General features: G+C 46.1%; 18 protein-coding genes. 2 read left to right on the forward strand and 16 right to left on the reverse strand.

Annotated features, from left to right (window positions below):
- Nucleotides 1–232: 232 nt before the first annotated feature.
- From Cabys_RS10800 to rfbB, 11 genes are all read right to left on the reverse strand, one after another.
- A complete protein-coding gene (locus Cabys_RS10800) occupies nt 233–1342 on the reverse strand; it encodes an LA_2272 family surface repeat-containing protein (RefSeq protein ID WP_006930468.1) in 1110 nt (369 codons plus the stop codon).
- Nucleotides 1343–1727: 385 nt separating this feature from the next.
- Nucleotides 1728–1952 carry a type II toxin-antitoxin system HicA family toxin gene (locus Cabys_RS20730; RefSeq protein WP_006930469.1) on the reverse strand — a complete coding sequence of 75 codons (225 nt, stop codon included), beginning with the start codon at nt 1950–1952 and terminating at the stop codon, nt 1728–1730.
- On the reverse strand, nt 1949–2161 hold the full coding sequence (locus Cabys_RS10810) for a type II toxin-antitoxin system HicB family antitoxin (protein ID WP_006930470.1): 213 nt from the start codon (nt 2159–2161) through the stop codon (nt 1949–1951). The genes Cabys_RS20730 and Cabys_RS10810 overlap by 4 nt, the downstream gene beginning before the upstream one ends.
- A 606-nt stretch (nt 2162–2767) precedes the next feature.
- Complete coding sequence (locus Cabys_RS10815) at nt 2768–7003, reverse strand: NACHT domain-containing protein (protein WP_006930471.1); 4236 nt, start codon at nt 7001–7003, stop codon at nt 2768–2770.
- Between the two features lie 274 nt (nt 7004–7277).
- Nucleotides 7278–9398, reverse strand: coding sequence for a vWA domain-containing protein (locus Cabys_RS10820; RefSeq protein ID WP_006930472.1), 2121 nt, complete (start codon nt 9396–9398; stop codon nt 7278–7280).
- Between the two features lie 80 nt (nt 9399–9478).
- Nucleotides 9479–10498 (reverse strand): tRNA (adenosine(37)-N6)-threonylcarbamoyltransferase complex transferase subunit TsaD, encoded by a 1020-nt coding sequence (tsaD, locus tag Cabys_RS10825; RefSeq protein WP_006930473.1) that lies wholly within the window; start codon nt 10496–10498, stop codon nt 9479–9481.
- The gene (locus Cabys_RS10830) at nt 10495–11448 is read right to left on the reverse strand and encodes a CdaR family protein (protein ID WP_006930474.1); all 954 of its coding nucleotides are present in this window, start codon (nt 11446–11448) and stop codon (nt 10495–10497) included. Before Cabys_RS10830 ends, tsaD begins: the two co-directional genes overlap by 4 nt.
- 26 nt (nt 11449–11474) lie before the next feature.
- Nucleotides 11475–12263, reverse strand: coding sequence for an SAM hydrolase/SAM-dependent halogenase family protein (locus Cabys_RS10835; RefSeq protein WP_006930475.1), 789 nt, complete (start codon nt 12261–12263; stop codon nt 11475–11477).
- Nucleotides 12260–13078 (reverse strand): DNA-formamidopyrimidine glycosylase, encoded by an 819-nt coding sequence (mutM, locus tag Cabys_RS10840; protein ID WP_006930476.1) that lies wholly within the window; start codon nt 13076–13078, stop codon nt 12260–12262. The genes Cabys_RS10835 and mutM overlap by 4 nt, the downstream gene beginning before the upstream one ends.
- A gap of 117 nt (nt 13079–13195) precedes the next feature.
- Nucleotides 13196–14491: a polysaccharide deacetylase family protein gene (locus Cabys_RS10845; protein WP_006930477.1), complete on the reverse strand. Its 1296-nt coding sequence runs from the start codon at nt 14489–14491 to the stop codon at nt 13196–13198.
- 169 nt (nt 14492–14660) lie between these two features.
- A complete protein-coding gene (gene rfbB / locus Cabys_RS10850) occupies nt 14661–15674 on the reverse strand; it encodes a dTDP-glucose 4,6-dehydratase (RefSeq protein WP_006930478.1) in 1014 nt (337 codons plus the stop codon).
- A gap of 223 nt (nt 15675–15897) precedes the next feature.
- Between rfbB and Cabys_RS10855 the strand changes: the two genes are divergently transcribed.
- Complete coding sequence (locus Cabys_RS10855) at nt 15898–16368, forward strand: hypothetical protein (protein ID WP_006930479.1); 471 nt, start codon at nt 15898–15900, stop codon at nt 16366–16368.
- Between the two features lie 262 nt (nt 16369–16630).
- Here the strand turns inward: Cabys_RS10855 and Cabys_RS20070 are convergent, their stop codons facing one another.
- From Cabys_RS20070 to Cabys_RS10870, 5 genes are all read right to left on the reverse strand, one after another.
- The gene (locus Cabys_RS20070) at nt 16631–16804 is read right to left on the reverse strand and encodes a hypothetical protein (RefSeq protein WP_169313663.1); all 174 of its coding nucleotides are present in this window, start codon (nt 16802–16804) and stop codon (nt 16631–16633) included.
- A gap of 125 nt (nt 16805–16929) precedes the next feature.
- Nucleotides 16930–17073 carry a hypothetical protein gene (locus tag Cabys_RS20075; protein WP_169833710.1) on the reverse strand — a complete coding sequence of 48 codons (144 nt, stop codon included), beginning with the start codon at nt 17071–17073 and terminating at the stop codon, nt 16930–16932.
- A gap of 745 nt (nt 17074–17818) precedes the next feature.
- The gene (locus Cabys_RS10860; protein WP_006930480.1) at nt 17819–19243 is read right to left on the reverse strand and encodes a pyridoxal phosphate-dependent decarboxylase family protein; all 1425 of its coding nucleotides are present in this window, start codon (nt 19241–19243) and stop codon (nt 17819–17821) included.
- Nucleotides 19244–19463: 220 nt separating this feature from the next.
- Nucleotides 19464–20630, reverse strand: a complete 1167-nt coding sequence (locus tag Cabys_RS10865) for a transglutaminase-like domain-containing protein (RefSeq protein WP_006930481.1) — start codon at nt 20628–20630, stop codon at nt 19464–19466.
- A 39-nt stretch (nt 20631–20669) separates the two neighbouring features.
- On the reverse strand, nt 20670–22355 hold the full coding sequence (locus Cabys_RS10870) for a beta-N-acetylhexosaminidase (protein ID WP_006930482.1): 1686 nt from the start codon (nt 22353–22355) through the stop codon (nt 20670–20672).
- Nucleotides 22356–22764: 409 nt separating this feature from the next.
- Between Cabys_RS10870 and Cabys_RS10875 the strand changes: the two genes are divergently transcribed.
- A complete protein-coding gene (locus Cabys_RS10875; protein ID WP_006930483.1) occupies nt 22765–23565 on the forward strand; it encodes a phosphodiester glycosidase family protein in 801 nt (266 codons plus the stop codon).
- Nucleotides 23566–23766: the final 201 nt, after the last annotated feature.

Below are 23766 nucleotides of genomic sequence, written 5' to 3' on the forward strand. Positions count from 1 at the left end.
GCCTAAATTCCTGCGGAAAAGTTTTTGGCGGCGGCTATGCTGTAATAGCGTTAAAAATTATCACGCGGAGCGGGAGGCTGTGCCCGAATTATGAATTACGAATAGTAGAGTGCTGGTTTGCTTAATTTTCGTCTTAAATGTTAAATCATTTTCTGCGATGATTGGCGTAATCTACGAGAAAATTACTTTGCGCGCGTTGCGGTTGATTTTGGTTGTGGCTGTGCGGCCTTTGCTATTTGAAGTTAAAATTAACAAGCGGCAGGGCGCGCAGCCAGCGGGGATTATTCTCGGCATAATTAATAAGCCCGATTTGAACGCCTTTTAGATGGCGGGCATAGTTCAGGACGCCCAGGGTAATGCCAACTTGCGTTCCTTTATTCCAGTTAATTGCAGAAAGCCCCAGCCCTTTAAATTGCCCTGCTTCCTTAATTTTAATCATGCCGCCGGCAATTGTAATCCCTCGGACATTTTCAGCGCCGACCATTATTCCGGCAACGCTCAAGCCTTCGATATTTTTTGCGCCAAGGCCAAAGCCGGCAACATTTAACCAGCGCAAACGCTCCGTGGCGCCCAAACCAATTCCGGCCACGCTAACGCCTTCAATGGAATGCCCCGCGCCAATACCGAACACAGCCGCCTGAAATCCTTTAATGGTTTTGCCGGCGCCGATACCGAAACCGGCCAGCGTAACGCCGCTTACACTTTCACCGGCGCCCAAACCAAATCCTGCAACGTGAAGCCCCTTAACTGATTTTCCGGCTCCCGTTCCAAAACCAGAAATCGAAATGCCTTTTAAAGATTCACCGGCGCCTATGCCAAATCCGCTCACACACAGCCCGCTTACTGAGCCGGCGGCGCCAAGCCCAAAACCTGCCACAGCCAGCCCGTTTACGCTTTCGCCAGCAGCCAACCCCAGCCCGGCCACCGATAGACCGGAAACGCTTTTTCCGCTACCAATGCCAAGACCGCCGATGTTCAACCCTTTTATCTGACCGCCAGAGCCAACGCCCAGAGCGCCCAGATTGATGCCTGCCATGCTTTTGTGTGCGGAAACGCCGACTAAGCCTGCCTGCAAGCCGTACAACGCTCCGGCCTCTGGCATTATCAGCCCCAATGAAATACCCTTAACAATAGCCCGCTCATTATCTGCGGCGCGCCACAATGTAATATTAATGCCGTTTATTTTTTCGACCTGCCGATCGCTCCAGTTGATGCGTAATCCGGTGAATTCTTTGGAATTACCAATACTGATGCCAAACCGTGAAGTAGGTAGATCGATCGATTGGGCCGAAAGGGAAAAAGAAAAAGCCACAAAAAGCAGTAAAGTAGCGATTCTGTTCATTGCGTATCCTCCACAAAATAAAGTCATTCTTGCAAGTAATTACGAAATTGAATGAAAAAAGTTACCATTTCAATCAAAAACTTTTAAACCATTCATGCAAAATGTAGTTGTAAGCCGCGCAAAGAGAACACAAATCATGTTACAATTTAAACATTCTGCTTTACATCGTTAGATAAAGACCGACCGCGGTTAGATGTCCCGGGCCTGTTCCCAAAGATGGCGTAGATGAAAAATAATCAAAAAAATTCATCTTAAATTATTGTTCACTTGAGTTCAAAATAGAAAGATTGGGAGAGCCGGAGCTAAGCTAAACGGTGAATCTGCGACTGTTGATTGAATAGCGTCCGGCGCGAAGCCTATTCGCTTTAAAGGTAATATATCAATTTTACAGAAGTTTCTTAAATTCTTCAACAGTCAATCCAACTTGTTTTATGATCTTCCGTAAGGTACCTTTCGCAATTTCGTGATGATCTGGAACAACAACTCGTCTATGAGGATACGCAATCTGTCGCAAAACTATATGACTGCCTTTCTGTCTGTCTCTTTCATAACCAATCTTTGACAACGCTGCCACCACATCACGTCCTGATATTCGAGGAAGTGTACTCACACGACCACCTCTACAATTTCTTCATCTATGGAGGGTGGAATAGGTTCATTGTGTGCCTTCAGGCTTTCAATATAAACTGCTATTGCCTCTTGAATATTTTTTAAAGCCTCTGCACGTGTTATTCCTTGAGAAATACAACCTGGCAGAGAAGGTACCTCTGCCACAAACACTCCATCTTCATCTTGTTCAATAATAACTCGATATTTCATGACCGCCTCCTAATTAATTATGATTGCCGAACGGCGGGCGCCTAACCTGATTTGCCACGATTAAATAATTTTAAAAATACCAGAAAATCGAACGCGTGGCAAACTTAGTGTTGACGCCCTTGTTGAACTAAGCCCCGCAGGCATAGCAACTTTTATATGGCATATTTTCGCATTAGTTCGCCCGCCTCAAGACAAATCATTACCGATCATTCTTAGCCTGAAAAGAAGTTAATAAAATTTTTTCCTGCAACAAAATGGAACATCACAAGGTCTGCATGAAAGACTTTTTTAAATAGAGATGAGTTCAGTATAAAAACCACGAATTTCACGAATGGACACGAATATATTTTATGTAATTTAAATAAAAACAATAGGCCCATTTAAATGAATTTGGATAACAATACCTTTTTAGAGTGGACTCAGAGATGATCAGAAATCCCAGAAACAAACAGTCCTAAGATATTGTCCCCTTGAGTTCAAAATAGAAAGATTGGGAGAGCCAGAGCTAAGCTAAACGGTGAACCTGCGACTGTTGATTGAATAGCGTCCAGCGCGAAGCTTATTTGTTGGGCCTGTTCGTGTAAATCTAAGGCCTTTTGTTTTCCGTTATTCAAGGTGTAATGGTCCCTTGTTTTCGTCGTAGTCATCAAAGAAAACCATATCACAAAACTCTATAGTCCCATCCTCTTTCAAACGAGCAATTTGACTGAATGTACACTGTGGAGTAGGTTTAGAATGAACACCGCCTATAATGATCTTTTCGCCAAGGAGCGTCCAAATAATATTGAGACCAAGCTTTTTCAGTCGGATGATAAGGTCGTCAAAATCAACAATCAGTGAACGTGGGCCCTCTTGCGTGAGGGAAGGGTCGCGGAATATTGTCCGCCCGTTTATGAGACGATAGCCGGCCTGCCCATTCCACCACAGGTCTCCTGGCTCGAAAAAAATACGGGCGGGGACCAAGAAATATCGGTTTTCAGGGAATGAAACATCGTACTCCCATTCAGCAGCGATTTCGTTCCATGTTGGCATACACTCGAAAGGTAGTTTATGCTCAGAACCTCCAAGACCATGCCATTCTTCTGGTTCTGTATTAAATGGTGTGGCCCATGGATATTCCCCCGCAAACCCATAGAGCCACATTGCTCCTTCAGGCATCCATTTTCCGAAGAAATTACGCTTGCGCAAAGCGACGAAGGCTCTCTCCGCTTGTTCTTTCGGCACCAAATAGCCCGCAAGGTGAATCCATACTCGCCTATAGAGAGCATCAAAATCGTCGTCTTCTTTTCGGTTATCCCATGAAGGATAAGCCACAAGCAATTGCCATCTTTGACTAGCGTATTCAAAGCTTTGCAACAAATCCTCAAGTCGTGGGACATCTTCTTCTAAATTTACCCAGGCTTCATCCTCAAGGTGTTCACTAACTTGAAGGTTAACCGATGTTCTTATCCACCATATATTGGCGTTACGTTTACTAGCAGCTATCTTAAGTGGTAATGTTGGATCCATTTTGCGTTCTTCCAACAGGATCAACGGTGTTCGAAGTGGTTCAGGTTCCCAACTGTCTCGTCGTCTCTCGACATTATCATGAAGTCGCGACGCTAGCTGGTACATGGCAATCCATTGATACTTCTTACCGATTCTTTCCGCCCATACAGGCTTAGCTCTACCACCCCCATATTTACTGAGCATGTAGTGGTCATAGTTTTCACAGCCGGAATCCGCATAGCCAAAATCACGGGCAATGCGCTGGAGAATCCATTTTCCCATGTCAGTTTTAGACACAGCGTGTTTCCAGGGTCGAAGACACTCCATTGAGTACTTAAAGAAATCACTAAGAAATTCATTAGGCCAGAAGTGAACGAGTTTGCTCCATTTTTCTACTTGCTCTTCTGGCGGGATCTCCAACGGCCATTCCGATGATATGGGCTGGGTGGTAATTAATGCTGGATCGTATCCTCCAGATAACACGCCCAATTGGTCAGCAAGTTCACCTATACATCTAATGTGATCACGTATCAGCGCATTATTGAACGCTGCTGGGTTATCCTGAAAAGCGTGGTATGTCTCCTTTATAACGTCTTTAATTGCCCCCGCATCACGAGTTAATATAAGTGCTCCATAGCAACTCAGCAAAGCCCTCTCCCGTATTGTATCGTCATCACAATAGAGGAAGCGTGTCAAGACACCCGGAATGATTTCTGGCTTATGCACAAAAAGGGCTACAAGTGCACGGGTTGCCCAGTCTTTGACTCGTCGATCGGCCGCCGCAGTAAACCACACAAGAAGTGTGGACCAACGCTCTGCGATCTCAATTTCTATGTCACTCAACGGCAGTTCGAAGGCGGCATCAATCAGTCGCTTAACCACACCAGCAGATTCATACTGTTCATGCAAATAACCACACCAGTAAGCGTCTCGCTTGGCCATAGGCTTCGCCCTTAAAAGAGTATCCACCCAAAAGGCATCAATGCGGGATGGTTGCCACGCCACTGATAAGACGGAATCCATAGTTGCGTATGACATATCCCCTTGGGCTAGCCCCTCAAGAACTAAGTGTTCGGTAGCCGAGGAAAAGGTTTCTGGATGACGCCAGACTAATGAGTTTATGGTGACTTTCAGCAATTCGGTGCGAATAATGTCGTCATCTACCAAGTCAGGTAGTTCAACCCCCGGATGCTTCTCCGGAATAAGGATAGAAAGAACACTGAGCAATCCACTATTCATAGAGATTGCTTTCAAATCTTTCACTAAGAAACTTAGAGATCCTTCGGGATGGAATGCTCGTTCAATCTGATTGGATGGAACCTTGGATAGTAGTTCGTCTGCTATGAGAAAATCCCCCAGCCTCTCGAATGCCGGGCGGACAGTACCCTCTTCGCCCAAGGGATCTGGAGTGTCAGGAGCATCTTCAATGAGCAGGCCGTGACCTATCAGCCATTCGAGGACAGGTAAGTTATTCGTTTGAGGGCGTTCTGTTGCGATCACCTTTAGAGCATCCGACCAACGAATTGCAGAATTGCCTGAATCGGCGATTGCACGGCTGATCGCTTGGAGACTGCCACCTACTATATTGGCTTGAGGGCTTGTCTCGTGTTCAATTACAAATTGTTTTTCCTTCTCCTCAATAAAAGCACGAATGACCGGAACAAGACCGTGCCAACCTGTGGGGAGGCGATCCAGGCCGCGGCCGCGCAACGTTTCGCACACAAGTCTCAAATACAATGGGTTTTTCAGTTCAGGTTGCAGAATGGGCGTTATTGGTGGTTTTAGTCCATAGAATTCAAAAAATTTTTGGCAGGCGTATCGTTCAATTCCTTCAAATCCCCGGTACTCAACTCTTGGTACACAAAACCCATCAGGTAAACAATATGGAACGTAAGGCGTTCTGCACGTGATACAAAGTCGCAAGTAAGGTCGGGTTTGGACGGCATGTACTATCTCTGCTAGATGATTTCGCCAATATTGCAGCGGGTGTGTCTCATTGATCGCATCAATGCAAAGCATGAGAGGATAGCCAGATGCCTCGACCGCAGAATTTAGCGCGTCAAGCAGTCCCTCTTTACCCAAAGTGATGGAAAGTCCAAGGCTCTCCAAGAAACGTGACCATGGATCGGGCTCCCCTCCGAATTGGTGGCCAAGAAATACACATGTGAGGAGTCCATCTTGCAGTCGGGCAAAAGCTACATCACAAACACCATGGGTCTTCCCCACTCCTGCCTCGCCAGTAAGCACGAAGGCCCGATTATAAGCCAAGAACCCTTCAGGAGATTGAAGCCACTCTTGAAAATCTCGGAACACTTTGATAGCATTACGTAAGTCATCAAGATTGGCGGTCGGGAAGGAAACCATATATTCAGCCATAAATTGACGGAATCCAGGTGCGTCAATCCTTCCTTTCCAATCTGGATATTTGGCCTCCAGATATTCAATCAACAATGGTTCGAGCGATTCCAAATTCTCCAAGATTTCATCCAGTTGCTGGATACACCGAGAATAGATTTCAGATCTATCCGTTTTTTCTAATGAATCGCATGTGCTAAGAAAGGTCTCTATCCTTTTTAGCAAGGAATGAGCGTGCTCTCGTAAATTTTCAGGCCATGCTGGCGACAATCCATCTGACCCTGTCCTTTCGACGCTAACAGCCAGTTTTTTGAAAGCATCTTGACACGCTTTCAAGTTATTATTGAGCTGTTGCAAGAAGACCGGAGTACGTCCAAAGGCTGCAAACCACCTGTAGAGATCTGTCTCTACATTCAATTCCGGGTTATAGCGAGGCCCTGCACTGGCTTTAACCGACTCGAGGTGGTTCCAAAACCATTCTTCCGTGAGGACAGTCTTGTCGAAGAAATAGATGCGCAGTCCCCCTGACACATCTAAGTTCAACAGCAGGGATCTGATCTTTGAAGCTGGCCAGGCTTCAATGGTCAGATCACGGCCTGTTGCAATGGCTTCGCTTTCACGCTTATTCCGCCATTCTTCAAATTTTCCCTGACCGCTTCGGCCCTGCCTCCCTGTGGAGCCAGTAAGATCAAACGGGAAACAGACAATGTAATGAGTCAAGGTGGGATGAATTTGTAAGGCTGTAGCTAGTGACGAGTCAAGTTGGCGAATCAAGGAGTTCACATCAAAAACGAATTTAGCTTGCCATCCTATTCTAGTCCCATCAGGCAGGTCAGCAAAACATTCAACTCCACCATCTCCGCCTGCTCCATAAAGACGCACATAATTCGCGTCTTTTGGAAGAGAACGACGCGCTAATTGGCAGCAGAGCTCTTCAAATGATTCACGCTTACCGCCAAGACGCGGGGCTATTTGTTGAAAATCAAAATCCTGCATCATCGTTTATTGTTTCTCCCACAGCGTTAAGGAAAGGCCCAACATCCTTCGCTCACAAGCACCGTGTAATCCATTTATTTTCCAAACGTTAACTGGTTACTTCACTGAGAAAAATAAACTTCCAAACAAGGCTAATGTATTCGCGACAATTTTGAATAAAATTATATAAGAATAAATCGTATTCAAGTCAAGGAGCAAAACGCAGCAGTTGTTTTTTCAATGCACTCCCTCCCTGCTTTTTTAACGGCTGATCAAAAGGGCTCTACGATCGCAAACATTAAATTAGGTTCCACTTTTTGCGTAAACTCCATTCCAGGGTGATTAAAGTAAGAATCAAAATCAACAGCCCCAGTTTGTACCACAGTTCCACTTCTTTTTTTTGACGGACGTACTGCTGTTTTCCGCTGACAATCTGTTGAACTGCGTTAAGAGAATCGGCCGGAATCATTCGTCCGTTGTTAATTAAGGCTAACTTCTTTAAAAAGAGCGTATCCGGTTTCAATTGAATCAACTCTTTATTGACGGGAATGATGATGAGGCTGGTGGAATCGCTGCCCCAGAATTCATTTTGTTGAAAACCGCGGGCTATAATTTTGTAATTGCCTTCGCGCACAGGAATAAACTCGGCGCTGAAATGACCGGCCTGGTCTTTTTGCACGGGCAGATTAAACGATTGATCTTCACCTTTCACCATTAGCGCCGCAGTTCCATCCTGAATGCTTTGCCCGCGACTATCTACCAACTGTATTTCAAGTTGAAATTTCTGACCGATGTTTCCTCTTTTTCGATCCACTTTTAAAAGCACCGGTTTAAACGGCGTCCGTTTACTTAACCAGCCGACTATTTTTTCAATAAAAACGGTATATCCGGCAGCCAGCCTCTCGTCGGGCTGCAACAAAAAGTGCCAGCGCCACAAGCCCAGGCCATTGATTACGACTGCTTTTAACTTTGTTTCGGATAAAAAAATGAGCGGAACGGCGCGTCCTCTTAAAATGGACTGGATCAAAAGCACATCTTTAGGCCCTGTTTGCAGGTTGGGATAAAAACTTTGGAGGGGAGGTACCATGCTCCAGAATTGTTGATTGCGGGCGCTCTCTTCAAACAAATTCAAAAAAGTTGCCGCCCCGGGAGAATTCACGGTAATCGGCGTTAACTCCCTTGCCGCCGATAATGGAGAAAAATTAAACCTTAAAAATTGACCGAAAATTTTTCGAAATCTTGAATTTGAAAACTGGCCGCCCGGCATAAGCAGGACATTCTGACGCGTTGTTTCCCAGCTCTTTCTTAATTGATCGATCAAAATTCCGGACGTATTTTTGCCGGGAAAATCGACAAATATCCATACATCCATGCTGTCCAGATTCTGAAAGGCATCTTTAACAATAAATTTCCCGCGATTGTTTTCCACAAAGGTAAATGTTTTAAAGCGCGGAAATTTTTCAATGGCTAATTTCAGGAATTTCAGATCATAGTTGGGATAAGCCGTAAAAAGCCCGACATTTTTACGCGATTTAAGGACTTCCTGTACAACATGAAAACGGTTGTTGGCGGTGTTTGCCTCCCCTTTTACCCGCTCAATTTCAAAGGTTAAATGATGTAGCCCAAGTTTATCTAATTTGTAGCTAAGCGGAACGCTATACCTACCGTTACCCGGAGTTAACGTAATTCTTTTTTGAGCGAGCAATTTATTATCCATTTTGACTGTTAAAATAAGCGAAACAGCCTTCTTTAAATGTTCCGCTCCGATGACGATATCTGCCTTAACCTCTTCGTTTCGGTAAACGGATGCAGGACTTTTAACCTCGCTGATAAAAACATCCGTCTGGCTTTGCGCCCTGCCCACGACCACGGTAAACACCTGGCTGCCTATTTTACGTGTTAGCGAGGGGATACGTCCTTCGGTAACCACGCCGTCGCTAACGATGATGGCCCTGTCCGGTTTCTGCTTTCGTATGGCATTGAACACTGCCTGAAAGTTGGTGGCCCCTTCCGATGGTTTAAGGCTGTCTGGATGGCTGAGCGGTTGGACGCTGGCATTGAAAGTAAACCATTTGATCTCACTGGCTGGTTTTTTACTGACCAGGGCCTGCGCCACCTTTTCAACGCTTTCCCATCGCATCTTATCGCCGTCTTTTACGTTCATGGAGCGCGAATTGTCAAAAAAAACGGCGATTTTTTCAGCTTTTTCCTTCACAAAAATCAATTTGACCGCCGGCGTAAAAAAGATTAAAAAGAGTAAAAAGAAGACCAGGGCGCGCAGCATGAGCAAAACCCACCGCGCATATTCGGGGATGGGCGGATTGGTTTTTCTGTAAAAAAAATAGCTGACGGCAAAAGCCGCCGCAGCTGTAAGCAGCACAACAATAAAAGGAATATTAAATTGGATTAGTTCAGGCATAAAATTTACCGTTCTTTAAAATTTAAAAAAGTAAAGGCGCATTGGACAAAGTGGCGTCTCTCCAACCACGGCAACAGGCTTTATTGCGTCGCTCCTATTTTGCCGGCCAGTTTTAATGCCGGATAAGCATTTAAGGTTAACGGCGATTTTTGTCCCCGACGCAAATATTCCAGGCCGGCGCGGGCAATCATGGCGGCGTTATCGGTGCAGTAGGCAAATTCCGGCAGGTAAAAGGCAAAGCCATTCTCGTCGCAGGCCTGTTTAAGCCAGGTGCGCAACAAAGAGTTAGCGGCCACGCCCCCTGCAATGGCCACCTGTCTGGCGCCAAATTCTTTTGCGGCGTTAATGGTTTTAATAATCAGCGGTTCAACCGCCGCTTTTTGATACGAAGCGCAAATATCTTTTAAATGTTCTTCTTTTTCCTTTTCTGACAATTTTTGCAAAAAAACCAATAAGGCTGTTTTTAAACCGGAGTAACTGAAGTCAAACGGATTATCTTTGAGCATGGCTCTGGGAAAACGGTAATAGCTATCATCGCCTTCTCTGGCCAGCCTGTCAATTAAAGGCCCGCCCGGGTAGCCCAAACCGAGTAATTTAGCGCCTTTATCAAACGCTTCGCCAACGGCATCATCGCGCGTCTGGCCGATTATCCTGTATTTTAAATGATCTTCCATTAAAACTAGCTGCGTATGTCCGCCGGAAACAATTAAAAAGACGATGGGAAATTGAATTTGCTCCTGCGAGAGAATATTGCCGTAAATATGTCCTTCCATGTGATTGACGCCAATAAACGGTTTGCCCGTTGCCAGCGCAAGTCCTTTCACAAAATTAAGGCCCACCAATAAAGCGCCGACCAGGCCGGGCCCGTAGGTAACCGCAAATCCGTCAATCCCATCCAGCGTCAGGTCGGCCTGCTCCAAAGCCTTTTCTACAATGGGAATGATCAGGCGAATGTGCGCTCGCGACGCCAGTTCGGGCACCACGCCGCCAAACTGATTGTGGATTTCCTGCGATGAAATTACGTTGGCTAAAACTTGATTTCCGTCAATAACGGCCGCGGAGGTTTCATCGCATGAAGTTTCAACGCCTAATATCTTCATTGATTATGATCCTTCTTTTTTAACATTAAACGAAATGATTTAGGGCTAACCTGAACCACCGAAACGCCTTCGGGTAGTTCGATTTTCGGCACATAGTGATTACGGCCAATCCGATAGTCTTCATCGTAATTAAAAATAGCAGTGATTTGCCCCGGTTCAATGTCCTTTATCCGGCCTTCGCTGCCCTTAACGCGCACCGAAACCACCGGCGGAATGGGAAGCGGTTCAATATCTTTAGGAGCCCCGATAATTTGAATCGGAATGTTGTACAATTGCCGTTCAACAATTTGTTCAATCACAAATTTTACGGAAATTTGCCGCGGCGCAATCTCAACGATCTCCGGATACGGGGAAAAAAGATGCAGCCTTTCGCTAAACGGATAACGAACATTTTCCACCGTTATCGTTTCGCTTTCGATCTTTTCAATCTCATTAACCAGATTGGCCGGCCCCATGACCATCACCGAATCGGTTTCAGGCTCTACTCCGGTTAAACTGTAGCCCGGCATGGGTTTAATACGGTATTTTATCTGAACAGGCTTAAACACTTCTCGATATCGATCGACCTTTAAAGCCAGTTTTTTAGGCTCCAGTACGCCTTCTATGGTAATGCCCAGCTCCTGTCCCACATAAAATTGATTTTGATATTCGTTTAAATCAATTTCCATCGAATGATCAACCGAAGGCAGCTCCAGCCGGATAATTGGTTTGTAAAAATACAGGGCCAGCAAGGCGCGGCCTTTTCCACGCAGCTTCAGGCTAATGGTGCGAGGCGGCTGTTCGCTTAACACATATCCCTCCGCCAGACGCGTAATCTCAAACGGAAGGTTAACACGAATGGTGTACACCTTATTCGTTGTTACCGCAGCCCAGAGCAGAAGCGCCAGAAAAAAGGAGCCCAGTAACGCCCGATAATCAGAATGTTTTAAATCCTTACCGAGTAACTTCATTGATTCTCAATCACTTTACTAATTATTTATGAGACGTCGGTTAATTCGATTACGGCCCGATCCTTCTCAGGATTAACGTTAAAAAAATCGGCAGCCCTTCCCTGTGTAAGCGCAATTTCCAGCATGTTTTGACTGTTCCACAACGCCAGCGGTTTGCCGGGCTCTTGCTGCGCGTAATATTCCAGAATCGTTTGACTGCTGAAAGTTTTGAAATTTACCAATTTTATGCTTTTTTTCCAATGTTTTAAATCTTCTCTGGAAAGAGCAAAAATGATGTTTCCAAAATGATCGACGGAAACAATCGGAATTTTACAGATATTTCCCTGGCAGGCTAACTCTTTTTTATCATTGATGATCACCCGATCCAACGGGGCGCCAATTTCTTCCGGTTTAACGCCTTTTGCCAGCAGGGCGGCCGCCGGGGCAAAAATATCGCGGCCATGAAAGGTGCTGCTGTAACCTTCGGGATTGACCAGTTCCGGCAAAATTTCAAACGCCCGGTAGGCTTCCTTTTTTAATACAAAATCGAAAACGCCGTTATCCGGCCCTACAAAATGATAATTCATGGTCTGAATGATCAATGGTTTTCGTTCACTGCCAACGCCGGGATCCACCACCACCAGATGAACGGTTCGGTCAGGAAAAGAATTGTAATAATTGAGCAGGCAATAGGCGGCCTGAGGAATATTAAAAGGCGGTATCTCATGCGTAACGTCCACAATCAGCGCATCTGGCGCCTCTTTCAGCAAAACGCCTTTGACGCTGCCCACATAACCGTCTTTGGTGCCAAAATCAGTCATAAAGGTTATGATCATTTACTCCCCCTCAATTTTTGACACTGCGGACAAAAATGGGTGCCTCTGCCCGCCACTTTTTTCTTTTCAATCAAAGCGCCGCATGCAAAGCAGGGCTTTCCGGCTCGCCTGTAAACTTTAAAATACAACTGATTTCTGCCCGGATTCCCATACGCATCCCGATAATCGGAAATGGTGCTGCCCATATTTTCAACGGCTCTGTGTAAAATTTCCTGCACCGCTGTAAACAGTTTCCGCCCCTGGCCAGGGCTGATCTGGTCGCAGGTCTGCTCTGGATGGATTTTAGCCAGAAACAGGCTCTCATCGGTGTAAATATTGCCCAGACCGGCAATCCATTTTTGCGACATCAAAAAGGCCTTAACGCCCATTTTTCTGTTTTTCAGGTAATCGTAAAAATGTTCAAAAGTCAAATGCGTATCCAGGGCGTCAATACCCACATTCTTCAAAACCTCTTCAACTTCCTTAACATGATAAATTCTTCCGAATTTGCGCATGTCTTCGAACAACAGACGGCTGCCATCCTTAAACTGGATCAGGCAACGAAGGTGCGGAAGATCGCTTAAATCGCCCTGGCCGTTACTTAATGAAAGGCGGCCCGTCATTCGCAAATGAACAATGAGGTAACTGCGATTTAATACAAGAATGATAAATTTGCCGCGCCGATCAATTTTTTGAATGATCTGCCCGGACAACGAAAGGCCTGCCTGATCGACAAATGTTTTTTGCCAGATTGCTTCCACCCTGTCAATGGTCTTGCCCACAATAAGCGGTCTCAGCTCTCTGACGACAGTTTCTACCTCTGGTAATTCCGGCATCCCTACCTTAGAGTTAAATAATTTTTAATGAAGCGCTTGCAAACAACGCCTTTAATAGCACAAATTTAAGAACGATTGGGATTCATTCCAAAAATTGAATTCTGGGAAGACAAAAGGCTATTGCGACGCCCGTTGATTGATCAGTTCGCTGATGGTGGCAAATCGGTATCCCCGGCTTCTTAAAGAATCGATCAACGCAGGAAGCGCTAAATAAGGGAAATCGTTTTTGCGGTCTGTGCCCAGATGCATGAGGATGATTTTTCCGTTAAGGCCGGAATTTTTCTCCAGTTGTAAAAAATGTTCTAAAATTTGAGTGCTGCTGCGGTACAGGGTTTGAGTGCTGTCTTCCACCCAATCCAGCGCGTCGCATTTTGGCGACCAGGCGATCTGTTTGAAGCCGGCCTCGGCCGCCCAGCGCAGTATCTGCCGGTTGTATTCTCCAAACGGCGCCCGCCAGTAGGGGGCCAGACGTCGGCCGGTTAAAGCCATAAACAGGCTGTCCACTTTCAACAATTGCGAAATGACAAATTCTCTGCCGACATGAGCGCCGTTGTGGTGAAGACGATTCTGTTCGTAAGTGGTTAAATGGGGATGACTGTACGTGTGGTTGCCCACTTCGTGCCCGTCTTTGACCATTTGCATCACCACCTGCGGAAATTTTTCCAGAAATCTACCGGTGATAAACATGGTGCAGCGCAGGCCTTTATCGCGTAAAATTTTCAGGATTTCTTGCGCCCCTCGATCGGAAGAGCCCGCGTCAAAGGTCAGGGCCACCATGCGGGAATCGATGGCGCCCTGAATAAACGGACGGGCTAAAAATTCCAGCCGCGCCGAACGGTAAAAAATGTTCAGAGAATCCACCAGATGCGTGGCGCCATCGGCCTGATGCGCCCAGATGACAAATTTGTTATCGCCAAAAAGAAGCGGAATATCCTGGATTTGAATCTTGCCGCCTTGCCCGCTGGCAAAACGCATTAATTTTCCGTCGCGCCATACCGAAACGCTAAGCCCATCTGACACGCGCAGCGAAAGTCCAAACTTACCGTCGATGGGACGAAAGGTCGAATCCACATAAAACCAGGCGGAATCTCTCTGTGTAACAGATTTAGATGTTGGCGGTTGTTGCCGAGTAATTTTTTTCAGGGAATCCAGTTTGTGGTTAAAATAGAAAAATAAAAAAAGATTGGTAAGCAGAATGAGCGACGCCAGGAGGTAAATCTGCAAATTCGGTATTTTTTTTACCCGCAAAAAAAATTGACCGGCCTTCCACTTCACAAAACACCATCGTCCGCAAAAATAGTGGCGTTCCAGCTTCGAAATACACTCGGAACAAACGGGCGCATGGCAATGGTAACACCGCCGTGCGGTTAAACGATCCGGATGATTTTTGCAGGGTTGTTTTGCGCGTGCCATTTAATTTCTCATGGTTTGTTCGCCTTCAAAGCGCTGTTGGTTTTTAACTCCTGTGGCCACTAAAAACGCCAGAAGGGCATCCGGTGTGCAAAGACGTTTTAATTATCCTTTTCAGATTCTCTGCGTCTTTTGTGCTTTTTTCTATTTAAAGCTTTGTTTAAAATACCCCTTATTCATCCTTACTGGCGTAATGTTTTTCGTAAAAGCGTTTGTATTCTTCCTGTTTTTCTTTAATGTGACGCCACCAGGTTTCATTCTCCACATACCAGTCGATGGTGTGTTTTAATCCTTCTTCCAGGCTCCATTTGGGTTCCCAGCCCAGAGCCCTGATCTTACTCGTGTCCACCGAATAGCGGCGATCATGTCCCGGACGGTCTTTTACAGGCTTAATCAACGATTTCGGTTTACCCAGATAATCCAGAATAAAATGGGTGATGTAGATATTCTCGCGTTCATTTCCGGCGCCAATATTGTAAATTTCGCCGATCTTCCCCCGGTGTAAAACGACGTCGATTCCCGCGCAGTTGTCCTCCACGTAAATCCAATCGCGCACATTTTTCCCGTCGCCATAAAGTGGCAGCGGCTGATCGTCAATGGCATTGGTAACAAACAGCGGAATGAGCTTTTCCGGATACTGGTAAGGCCCGTAGTTGTTGGAACTACGCGTAATCAAAACCGGCAAATCATAGGTCTTAAAATACGAACGCACCAGCAAGTCTCCGCCGGCTTTACTGGCCGAATAGGGACTGTTGGGCATTAAAGGGTCTGTCTCTTTAAATGAACCGTTTTCAATGGATCCGTACACCTCGTCGGTCGAGATGTGTAAAAATCGTTCAATGCCGTACTTTTTGGCGGCTTCCAGCAGTACAAAGGTACCGCGAATATCGGTATCAATAAAAGCGCCGGCCTCATGAATGGAGCGATCCACATGAGTTTCCGCGGCAAAATTGACCACGGCGTCCACATTACTCATCAAATTATCGACTACTTTTTCATCGCCAATGCTGCCATGGTAAAATAAATAGCGGGGATCTTTTTCCAGATCGGCCAGATTTTCGCGATTACCGGCGTAAGTCAGGGCGTCGAGTACAATGATCCGATAATCGGGATATTTGTTCAGCATATAACGCACAAAATTAGAGCCTATGAATCCTGCTCCACCGGTTACCAGAATGGACTGCATTTAGCTTCCTCCTTTACAGAAATAAATTTAAATTAGCGAAGATTTATTTACTTTGAATAAACCAAACCTCTTTTTGAATTTAGCGGAAAATTTAAAAAAGGGCAAAAAAATGAGCTCAATTAATGCGGGTGCTTAAAATTTTGTTAACGAGGAATTAATTTTTTAACTTACATACCGGATAAAAACAGGGATAAAGATATTCAAAACACAAACGAGGTAAACGATGAATTTATTTAAAGCGCTCCCTTTTTTCTTTGTCGTATTTCTGACATTCGTTTCTTGTGAGGAAGACAAAGGCACAGATATTGACATCATCGAATATAACGATATAATCATCACGCTTGACAAGGGCACCTACAAGCCGGAAGAATCGGCTCACCTGACCATCCATAACAACACTGACAAGGATCTGGTGTTGCTCAATTGCGGAACCAGTCCGGGCTTTGATTTGCAAAAGCGCATTGTTGGCAAATGGAACAATGTCTATTTACTGGAATGTCCGGCCATTGGCCTGCCCTTTGAAATTTTAGCCGGGGATAAAAAGGAATTTGACATTGCGCTGCCGCCCTTAACCTTAAAACCGTCTGAAGTGGAAGGCGAATATCGCTTGCTGCTGTGGTTAAAGGATAAGCAATCGGATCAATTTCTGGAGCAAAGCGAACGAGCAACCGACTCCTTTAGAATGACCAATTAAAGGCAGGATGTGCGGGAATATCAGCCCCCTTGAGGGATTTTATTTTTTGCCAGGATGAATGCACATCGTCTTCCAACAAGCTCCGCCAGAAGGGATGATGAACAGTTATTCAGATGTCCCTACGGGACATTTTTTCATTTGTGTGGTTTCACTTTTCCCGGCAGTGAACTGCCGCGTTATTCTCAAAAATCCCTGCGGGATTTAATTTTTTACAAAAAGAATTTAACACATCTACAGGGCATTGCCTTCCGAAGGCCAATAATTACGTCCCGGAGAGACAGCCGACAATAGCCCGTCGTTTCATCAGAGGGAGAAAATACACCAGAACAAAAAACCAGTCCCGCAGGGACGATTCAAAATAGCCCGTCGTTTCAACGGCGGGGAAAATGTACAACCCCAACCGCCAATCCCGTCCCGGCAGGGACGGTTGAACCATGGTGGCAGGTATTCAAATTGAGTGCTTGTCCTTTGTTCCCGGCAGTGAACTGCCGCGTTATTCTCAAAAATCCCTACGGGATTTATTTCTTACCTCAACAAGAATTTGACATATCTACAAAAATTTCACACTACGTAACGCCATTGAATCCGTCCCGTCAGGGACGATTGAAAATAGCCCGCCGTTTCAACGGCAAGGAAAATGTACACCGCTAACCGCCAATCCCGTCCCGGCAGGGACGGTTGAAACAGGGCGGAATGGTAATGCAATTGTCCCTACGGGACATTTTTTCATTTGTGTGGTTTCCCTTTTCCCGGCAGTGAACTGCCGCGTTATTCTCAAACATCCCTACGGGATTTAATTTCCCCAAACGAAAATTCGACATATCTATATGAATTTACATTCCGTACGGCCAATAATTACCTCCCGGAGAGACGGCCGACAATAGCCCGTCGTTTCATCAGCGGGAGAAAATACACCATAACAAAAAACAGTCCCGGAGGGACGATTGAAAATAGCCCGCCGTTTCAACGGCGGGGAAAATGTACAACCCCAACCGCCAATCCCGTCCCGGCAGGGACGGCTGAAACAGGGCGGAATGGTAATGCAATTGTCCCTACGGGACATTTTTTCATTTGGGTGGTTTCCCTTTTCCCGGCAGTGAACTGCCGCGTTATTCTCAAACATCCCTACGGGATTTATTTTTTACCTCAACAAGAATTTGACATATCTACAAAAATTTCACACTACGTAACGCCATTGAATCCGTCCCGTCAGGGACGATTGAAAATAGTCCGCTGTTTCAACGGCGGGGAAAATGTACAACCCCAACCGCCAATCCCGTCCCGGCAGGGACGGCTGAACCATGGTGGTAAGTATTCAAATTGAGTGCTTGTCCTTTGTTCCCGGCAGTGAACTGCCGCGTTATTCTCAAAAATCCCTGCGGGATGTTTGGAACAGGCCTACAATGACAAAATAGCCGCTGGCTGAGTGAACGAGTCGCTTACCTGTGTTTTACAAAGTCATTTCGCGCGCAGTCTGCTTAATGAACTGCCAGGCCTGCTGCACATGTTTTTTCTGCAAATAGGTCTGGCCGGTTACCATGCGCAAGGTGTATTTGCCTTGCACGCGCGTGTGCGTCAAAAACAGCCTGCCCGAAGCGTTTAATCTTTGCAAAAGAGCCTGATTGATTTCATCCAGTTTTTGTTCATCGCTTACCGCAGGCGGATGATAGCGGAAGCAGACCAGATTCAACGTGCGCGGCGCCATCATTTCAAAATCGTTTTGCCCTTTGATTTCCTCTTCCAGCCCGGCGGCCCATTGCAGGTGATTACGCAGGATTTGCCGGATGCCCTCCAGACCAAAACTGCGCAAAACAAACCACAATTTTAACGCCCTGAATCTCCTGCCCAGTTGAATGCCCCAGTCGCGGTATTCCTTTACTCTGCCCCGCGTACTGGTCTTTAGATATTCGGGCAAAACAGACATGGTGCGCAGTAATGCCTGGCGATCTTTAACGTAGTAGGCCGAGCAATCAAAATGGGTGAACATCCATTTATGGGGATTGAACACAAAGCTATCGACCTGTTCTACGCCCTCAATCATCCAGCGGTATTCTGGCAAAAGCAAGGCCGTTCCGGCAAAGGCAGCGTCCACATGCAGCCACAGGGCATATCTGGCGCAAATGGCGGCAATGGGCTTTAAAGGATCGATGGCTGTAGTGCCGGTGGTTCCCAGTGTGGCCACAACGGCCAGTGGCTTCTTCCCCGCCTTCAGATCCCGTTCAATGGCCTTCTCCAGAGCGGAAGGATCCAGGCGTAATTGTTCGTCAACCGCCACCTTTACCAGATTTTCCTTTCCAAAGCCGCCCAGCATAACAGCCTTTTCAATGGAAGAATGGGTTTCTGTGGAGCAGTAAACGCGCAATGGAGCAAAGGGAGCCATCCCCCGTTCGTTGGCGCTAAACTCAGAATACCTTTCACGAGCCGTGAGCAGGGCGACCAGAGTTGAAGTGGAAGCCGTGTCCTGGATTACACCCTCCCACTGCGGCGGAAGCCCCATGGCCTTCTTAAGCCAGTCCATGACGCGTTCTTCCAGTTCGGTAGCCGCCGGAGAGGTTTCCCATATCATGCACTGCGCTGCCAGAGTGGCGGTAAGCATCTCTGCCAGCAGCGACGGATAGCTGGCATTGGCTGGAAAATAGGCGAAAAAGTTCGGACTTTGCCAGTGCGTCATGCCCGGTAAAATGATCTGTTTGAAATCTTCAAAAACGGTTGAAAAATCTTCGGCCTTTTCCGGCGCCTCCTGCGGCAGCTGGTTCAATATCTCTCCGGGCTCAACCTGTGATTTAACCGGAAAATGTTCGATATTTCGATAATAATCCACCATCCAATCGACCAGTTGGTGTGCAAATTTCTGAAACTCGTCTAAAGTCATCATCGTTAGCCCCAATTAAGTTTATTAATTTACGTTCCATCCGTTTTCAAAAACTTCGCCTTCTGCATGACGCTCGCAATTTTTTTTGTAATCTGGTACCACAAAAATAAGCCGCTTTTTATCCAAGCTACAAGATTTCTCTCCCCCGCTCCTGCCAGAGATCGAAATGACCAATCGCGCTTTAAAGAGTAGAATCATCCTTCAAACGCCTACCTTTAGAACCTCAATCCACTTCCAAAATCACCTGCTGGATTTTTTCAGAGCCTGTTTTAAGCTGTCGCGTAATTTTTTTACCATTATTAATGACTTCTACCGTCAATACCGCGCCGGGCGGCGCTTTAAATGTCAACACATCATTCAGATCGCTGCGTTCGCCCCTGGAGCGTCCGCTGGCAATGAGCGTTTTTCCGGAAAATAAGCGAACGGGCAGGGCCAGCCGTTGTCCGCTTTTTCGGTCGAGCACTTTAATGCGCAATGCAACGTTTTGGCCCTGGAGTTGCGATGGTGTCCGCGAATAGCGATCGGTTACATCAATGGCGTAAAGATAATCAACGGCGGGGGCAAAAAAATCCGGAAATTGAAGCGCCGTTTTTTTGTACGACACAGCGTAAATGCGGTATTTCCAGTCGCGCTTATTGGCATGGCCGGCAATATCTACGAACCACGTTTCATCCAGGGGGCCCGGTTCGCCGGCGCCGATAAAATGCCAGCCGTTGTCCCATATTTCTACCCAGGAGTGATTGCCGCTGTCATCGTACCACATGGGCGCACTGACGAAGCGCGCAGGAACAGACACCGCCCGACAGGCGTCAACAAGCAAAATGGAAAGTCCGGTGCAACTGGCCATACCGGCTTCGATGGATTCAAAAGGACTTTGATCGGCTTTGGGTCTTTTGGTGGAATAATGGACGTCGAGCATATCCCAGATTTTTTCATTTAAAATAACGGCCGCCTCGCCCGGCGAGCTTGCGTTTTTCACCAGAGAAAGAAATCTCTCGTAAAATTGTTTACGCCAGTCGTCGCGCCGCTCATGGATACTGGCATAAGGCAAAACATAATTAAAAAATATGGAATCCGGCAGCCGATCCCCCCACGGCGCCACCTTACGCGCCTGATAGGCGTATTTAATATTCTCAATCAAAAATTCCGGACTTAATGATTGCAGATCCCTTTGAGGCATGTAAGCCAGTAAAAAGGCCGCGCCTTCCATTTCCTGGCCTTTACAGGCCTTTAAAAATTCCAGCAGGGCGCGTTGATTTTCTCCGGCCCGTTGCAGCGCCTGTTGCACCGCCGGAAGATACGCTACCGGCACACGATTCAATGGATCGTTGTTGCAAGACCAGCCAATCAAAAAAAGGATAAAAACAAAATACACTTTCGTGGTTTTCATCGAAAACCTCGTTCGCATCGTTTTGTATAAACGCGCACCTTATTGAAGCTTTTTGTTTAGTTCAATTAACTCGCCTACATTGCCGCGAAAGTAATTGACGCCCATCGCATACAGGTGGCCGTAAAATCCCTGCAAACGGCTGAGGAAATCAAACCAGTTTTTCTGTTCCTTATTCGTCCACACCACTTCGGCCAGAGCGCAGGCTCGCGGAAAGGCCATATACTCCACCTCTTTTTCATTGTCCATGTACTCGGTCCAGACATTTCCCTGGGCGCCTAAAATATAACGCGCTTCTTCTTCGGTCAGCTCTTCGGGAACCGGCTCGTAAAAATAGACTTTTTGCAAGGGTAAAAATCCGCCGATGGCCAGCGGTTGGGTGGCGGGATCCGCCTGATAATAATCAAAGTAACAGTGGCTGGTGGGCGTCATAATCACATCGTGGTGCTGCCTGGCAGCGGCAATTCCGCCCTTTATCCCTCTCCAGCTCATTACCGTGGCCTGCGGGGCCAATCCGCCTTCCAGGATTTCGTCCCAGCCAATGATGTAGCGATTTTTGCTCAGTAAAAAATTTTCAATTCGGTGAATAAAATAACTCTGTAGTTCATGCTCATCTTTTAAGCCTTCTTTCTTCATTCGCGCCTGGCATTTCGGACACGTTTTCCAGCGATCTTTAGGACATTCATCGCCGCCAATATGGATGTACTTGCCGGGAAATAATTCCGCCACTTCGCTTAACACATCTTCTAAAAATTGAAACGTTTTTTCATTTCCGGCGCAATAGACATCTTTAAAAATCCCCCAGCGATCGGCCACTTGGTACGGGCCGCCTGTACATCCTAATTCCGGATAGGCGGCCAGCGCGGCGGATGAGTGGCCGGGCATTTCAATTTCCGGCACGATGGTCACAAACCTTTTTTGCGCATAGGCCACAATTTCACGGATTTCATCCTGGGTGTAAAAGCCGCCGTAAGGTTGGCCATCGTAAATATAAGGTTTTTTGGAAGCATGGGTGGTTATGGTTTGCTTGCGAAAGGCGCCCACCTGGGTGAGTTTGGGGTACTTTTTGATTTCGATGCGCCAGCCCTGATCTTCGGTTAGATGCCAGTGGAAATAATTCATCTTTTGTAAGGCCAGTAAATCGATGTACTTTTTAATAAACGACACGGGAAAAAAGTGACGGCCTACATCCAGATGCATGCCGCGATACACAAAGCGCGGCCCGTCTTCAATTTCCACGCAGGGCAGGCTCCACTCAACGCCCTCCACCAGATCGCGACTCTCAATGGCGTAAGGCAAAAGCTGCCGCACGGTTTGTAATCCATAAAAAAGGCCGCGGGCGTTTGGCGCCGTAATTTCGATTTTATCGGGATCGACCGTTAAACGATAACTGCCGTCCTTGCCCTTCACCTGCTCATCAATTTTAAGGATAAGGACATTGCTTTGCGCATCCGGCGCTTCTTCGAAGGCAAAGCCGGTGGGAACGCCAAACTGCTGACGCACATAATCGACCAACCCCGCCAGTTTTTCGTCCTGACCGACAATCGCCAGTTTCGTATCAGAATTTAAGTTGAAATTACCATTTTTTTCGGTCAGTTTTTGCGGCTTGGGAATGATTGAATATCTGGCTGTCTCAATTTTCAATTGCGAAGGTCCTCCACAGTTGATGATAAGAAATATAAAAGCAAACATCAACAGCAAATGTTTTACGGATAATTGAAATTCCATCTGGGCCTCCTTTTTTCCAGTGTTCTTTCGTTTAAAAAACAAACTAATTAAAAATTCAAAATTGTGAAAATTTTTTTCGTGAACATTTGAGAAAAACTTGATTTCAATCCACCAGATAATTTATTTTGAGTAGAAAATTTCCTTCGTAAGATCGATCTCGCCATTCCCCATGGCGGGATGCGAAAATTTTTTTGATTCTGAAGTGTTTGATTGGTTGAATGGTTGAATGGTTGAATGGTTGAATGGACAATCTGCAATTCTTCTGTTGTTTCAACGGTGGAAGTATGTGCTTTTCGCAGTTCGCACTGATCTACACAGATGCTTTTATTTCTATCTGCGCAATCTGCGCCAAAAAAATTGTTTGCGGCTGTGCTGCCTTGGAGTTAAACTTTAGTGAGGTGACCTTGCCATGCGTCTGATCAAATTAAGCGCTCTGATTTTGCTTCTACCTTTTCTCCTACAGGGACAGTGGCAAAAAATAGCCGACGGTTTGTATTTAGGGCGTTTTACATCACCTGAAATGAAAGCCGCCAAAGCGTCTAAAATAACGATTGTAAAAATCAACCCCGGCAAATTTCAATTCAAATTATTAAGCGTTTCACAACTGAACCACCGCCCTCTTACCGCCCGGCAATGGGCAAAACGCTATCGACTCATTGCGGTTACCAATGCCGGCATGTTCGCCACGGATTTTAAAACGCATGTGGGATACATGAAAAATTTTGAGCACATCAACAATTCACAGATCAACCATTATCGTTCGGTCGCGGCCTTTAATCCTTATGATTCCGACAAATTTCCATTTATGATTTTTGATCTGGAGCGCATTTCATTTGATCAGATTCTTAAAGATTATCAATGCCTGATTCAAAACTTACGCCTGATCCGCAAACCGCGTGAAAATCGCTGGAAGCCGCAATCACGACGCTGGTCTGAAGCCGCTCTTGGCCAGGATAAAAACGGCAATGTATTGTTAATTTTTAGCCGCGCTCCTCATTCCATGTACGAGTTCAATAATATCTTACTAAGCCTGCCTATCGATCTGGTGTGCGCGCAACACCTGGAAGGCGGACCGGAGGCCTCTTTGTTTTTTAAATATGGGGATGTGGAACTGCGTTTAATGGGCAGTTACGAAACGGGGTTTAATGAAAACGACGACAACACGCAATTCTGGCCGCTTCCTAATGTTTTAGGCGTAACGCAAAAATAACCGGTTATCAAACATGAGTTCGCTCTAAAAATCGTGGTTTGTCATTTCTCTCCCGCCCTGACGGAAGAGAATTTTCTCACTTCAATAAAAACCGACTAACTTTTAAAAGATTTCCCCGTTGAAATGGAAAAAATACCTTATTAGCGTAAACTCAAACAATATTTGCCTAAATGCCGTCTAAATCTTACTTTTTAGTAGTTT

This window comes from Caldithrix abyssi DSM 13497, assembly GCF_001886815.1.
GTDB lineage: Bacteria > Calditrichota > Calditrichia > Calditrichales > Calditrichaceae > Caldithrix > Caldithrix abyssi.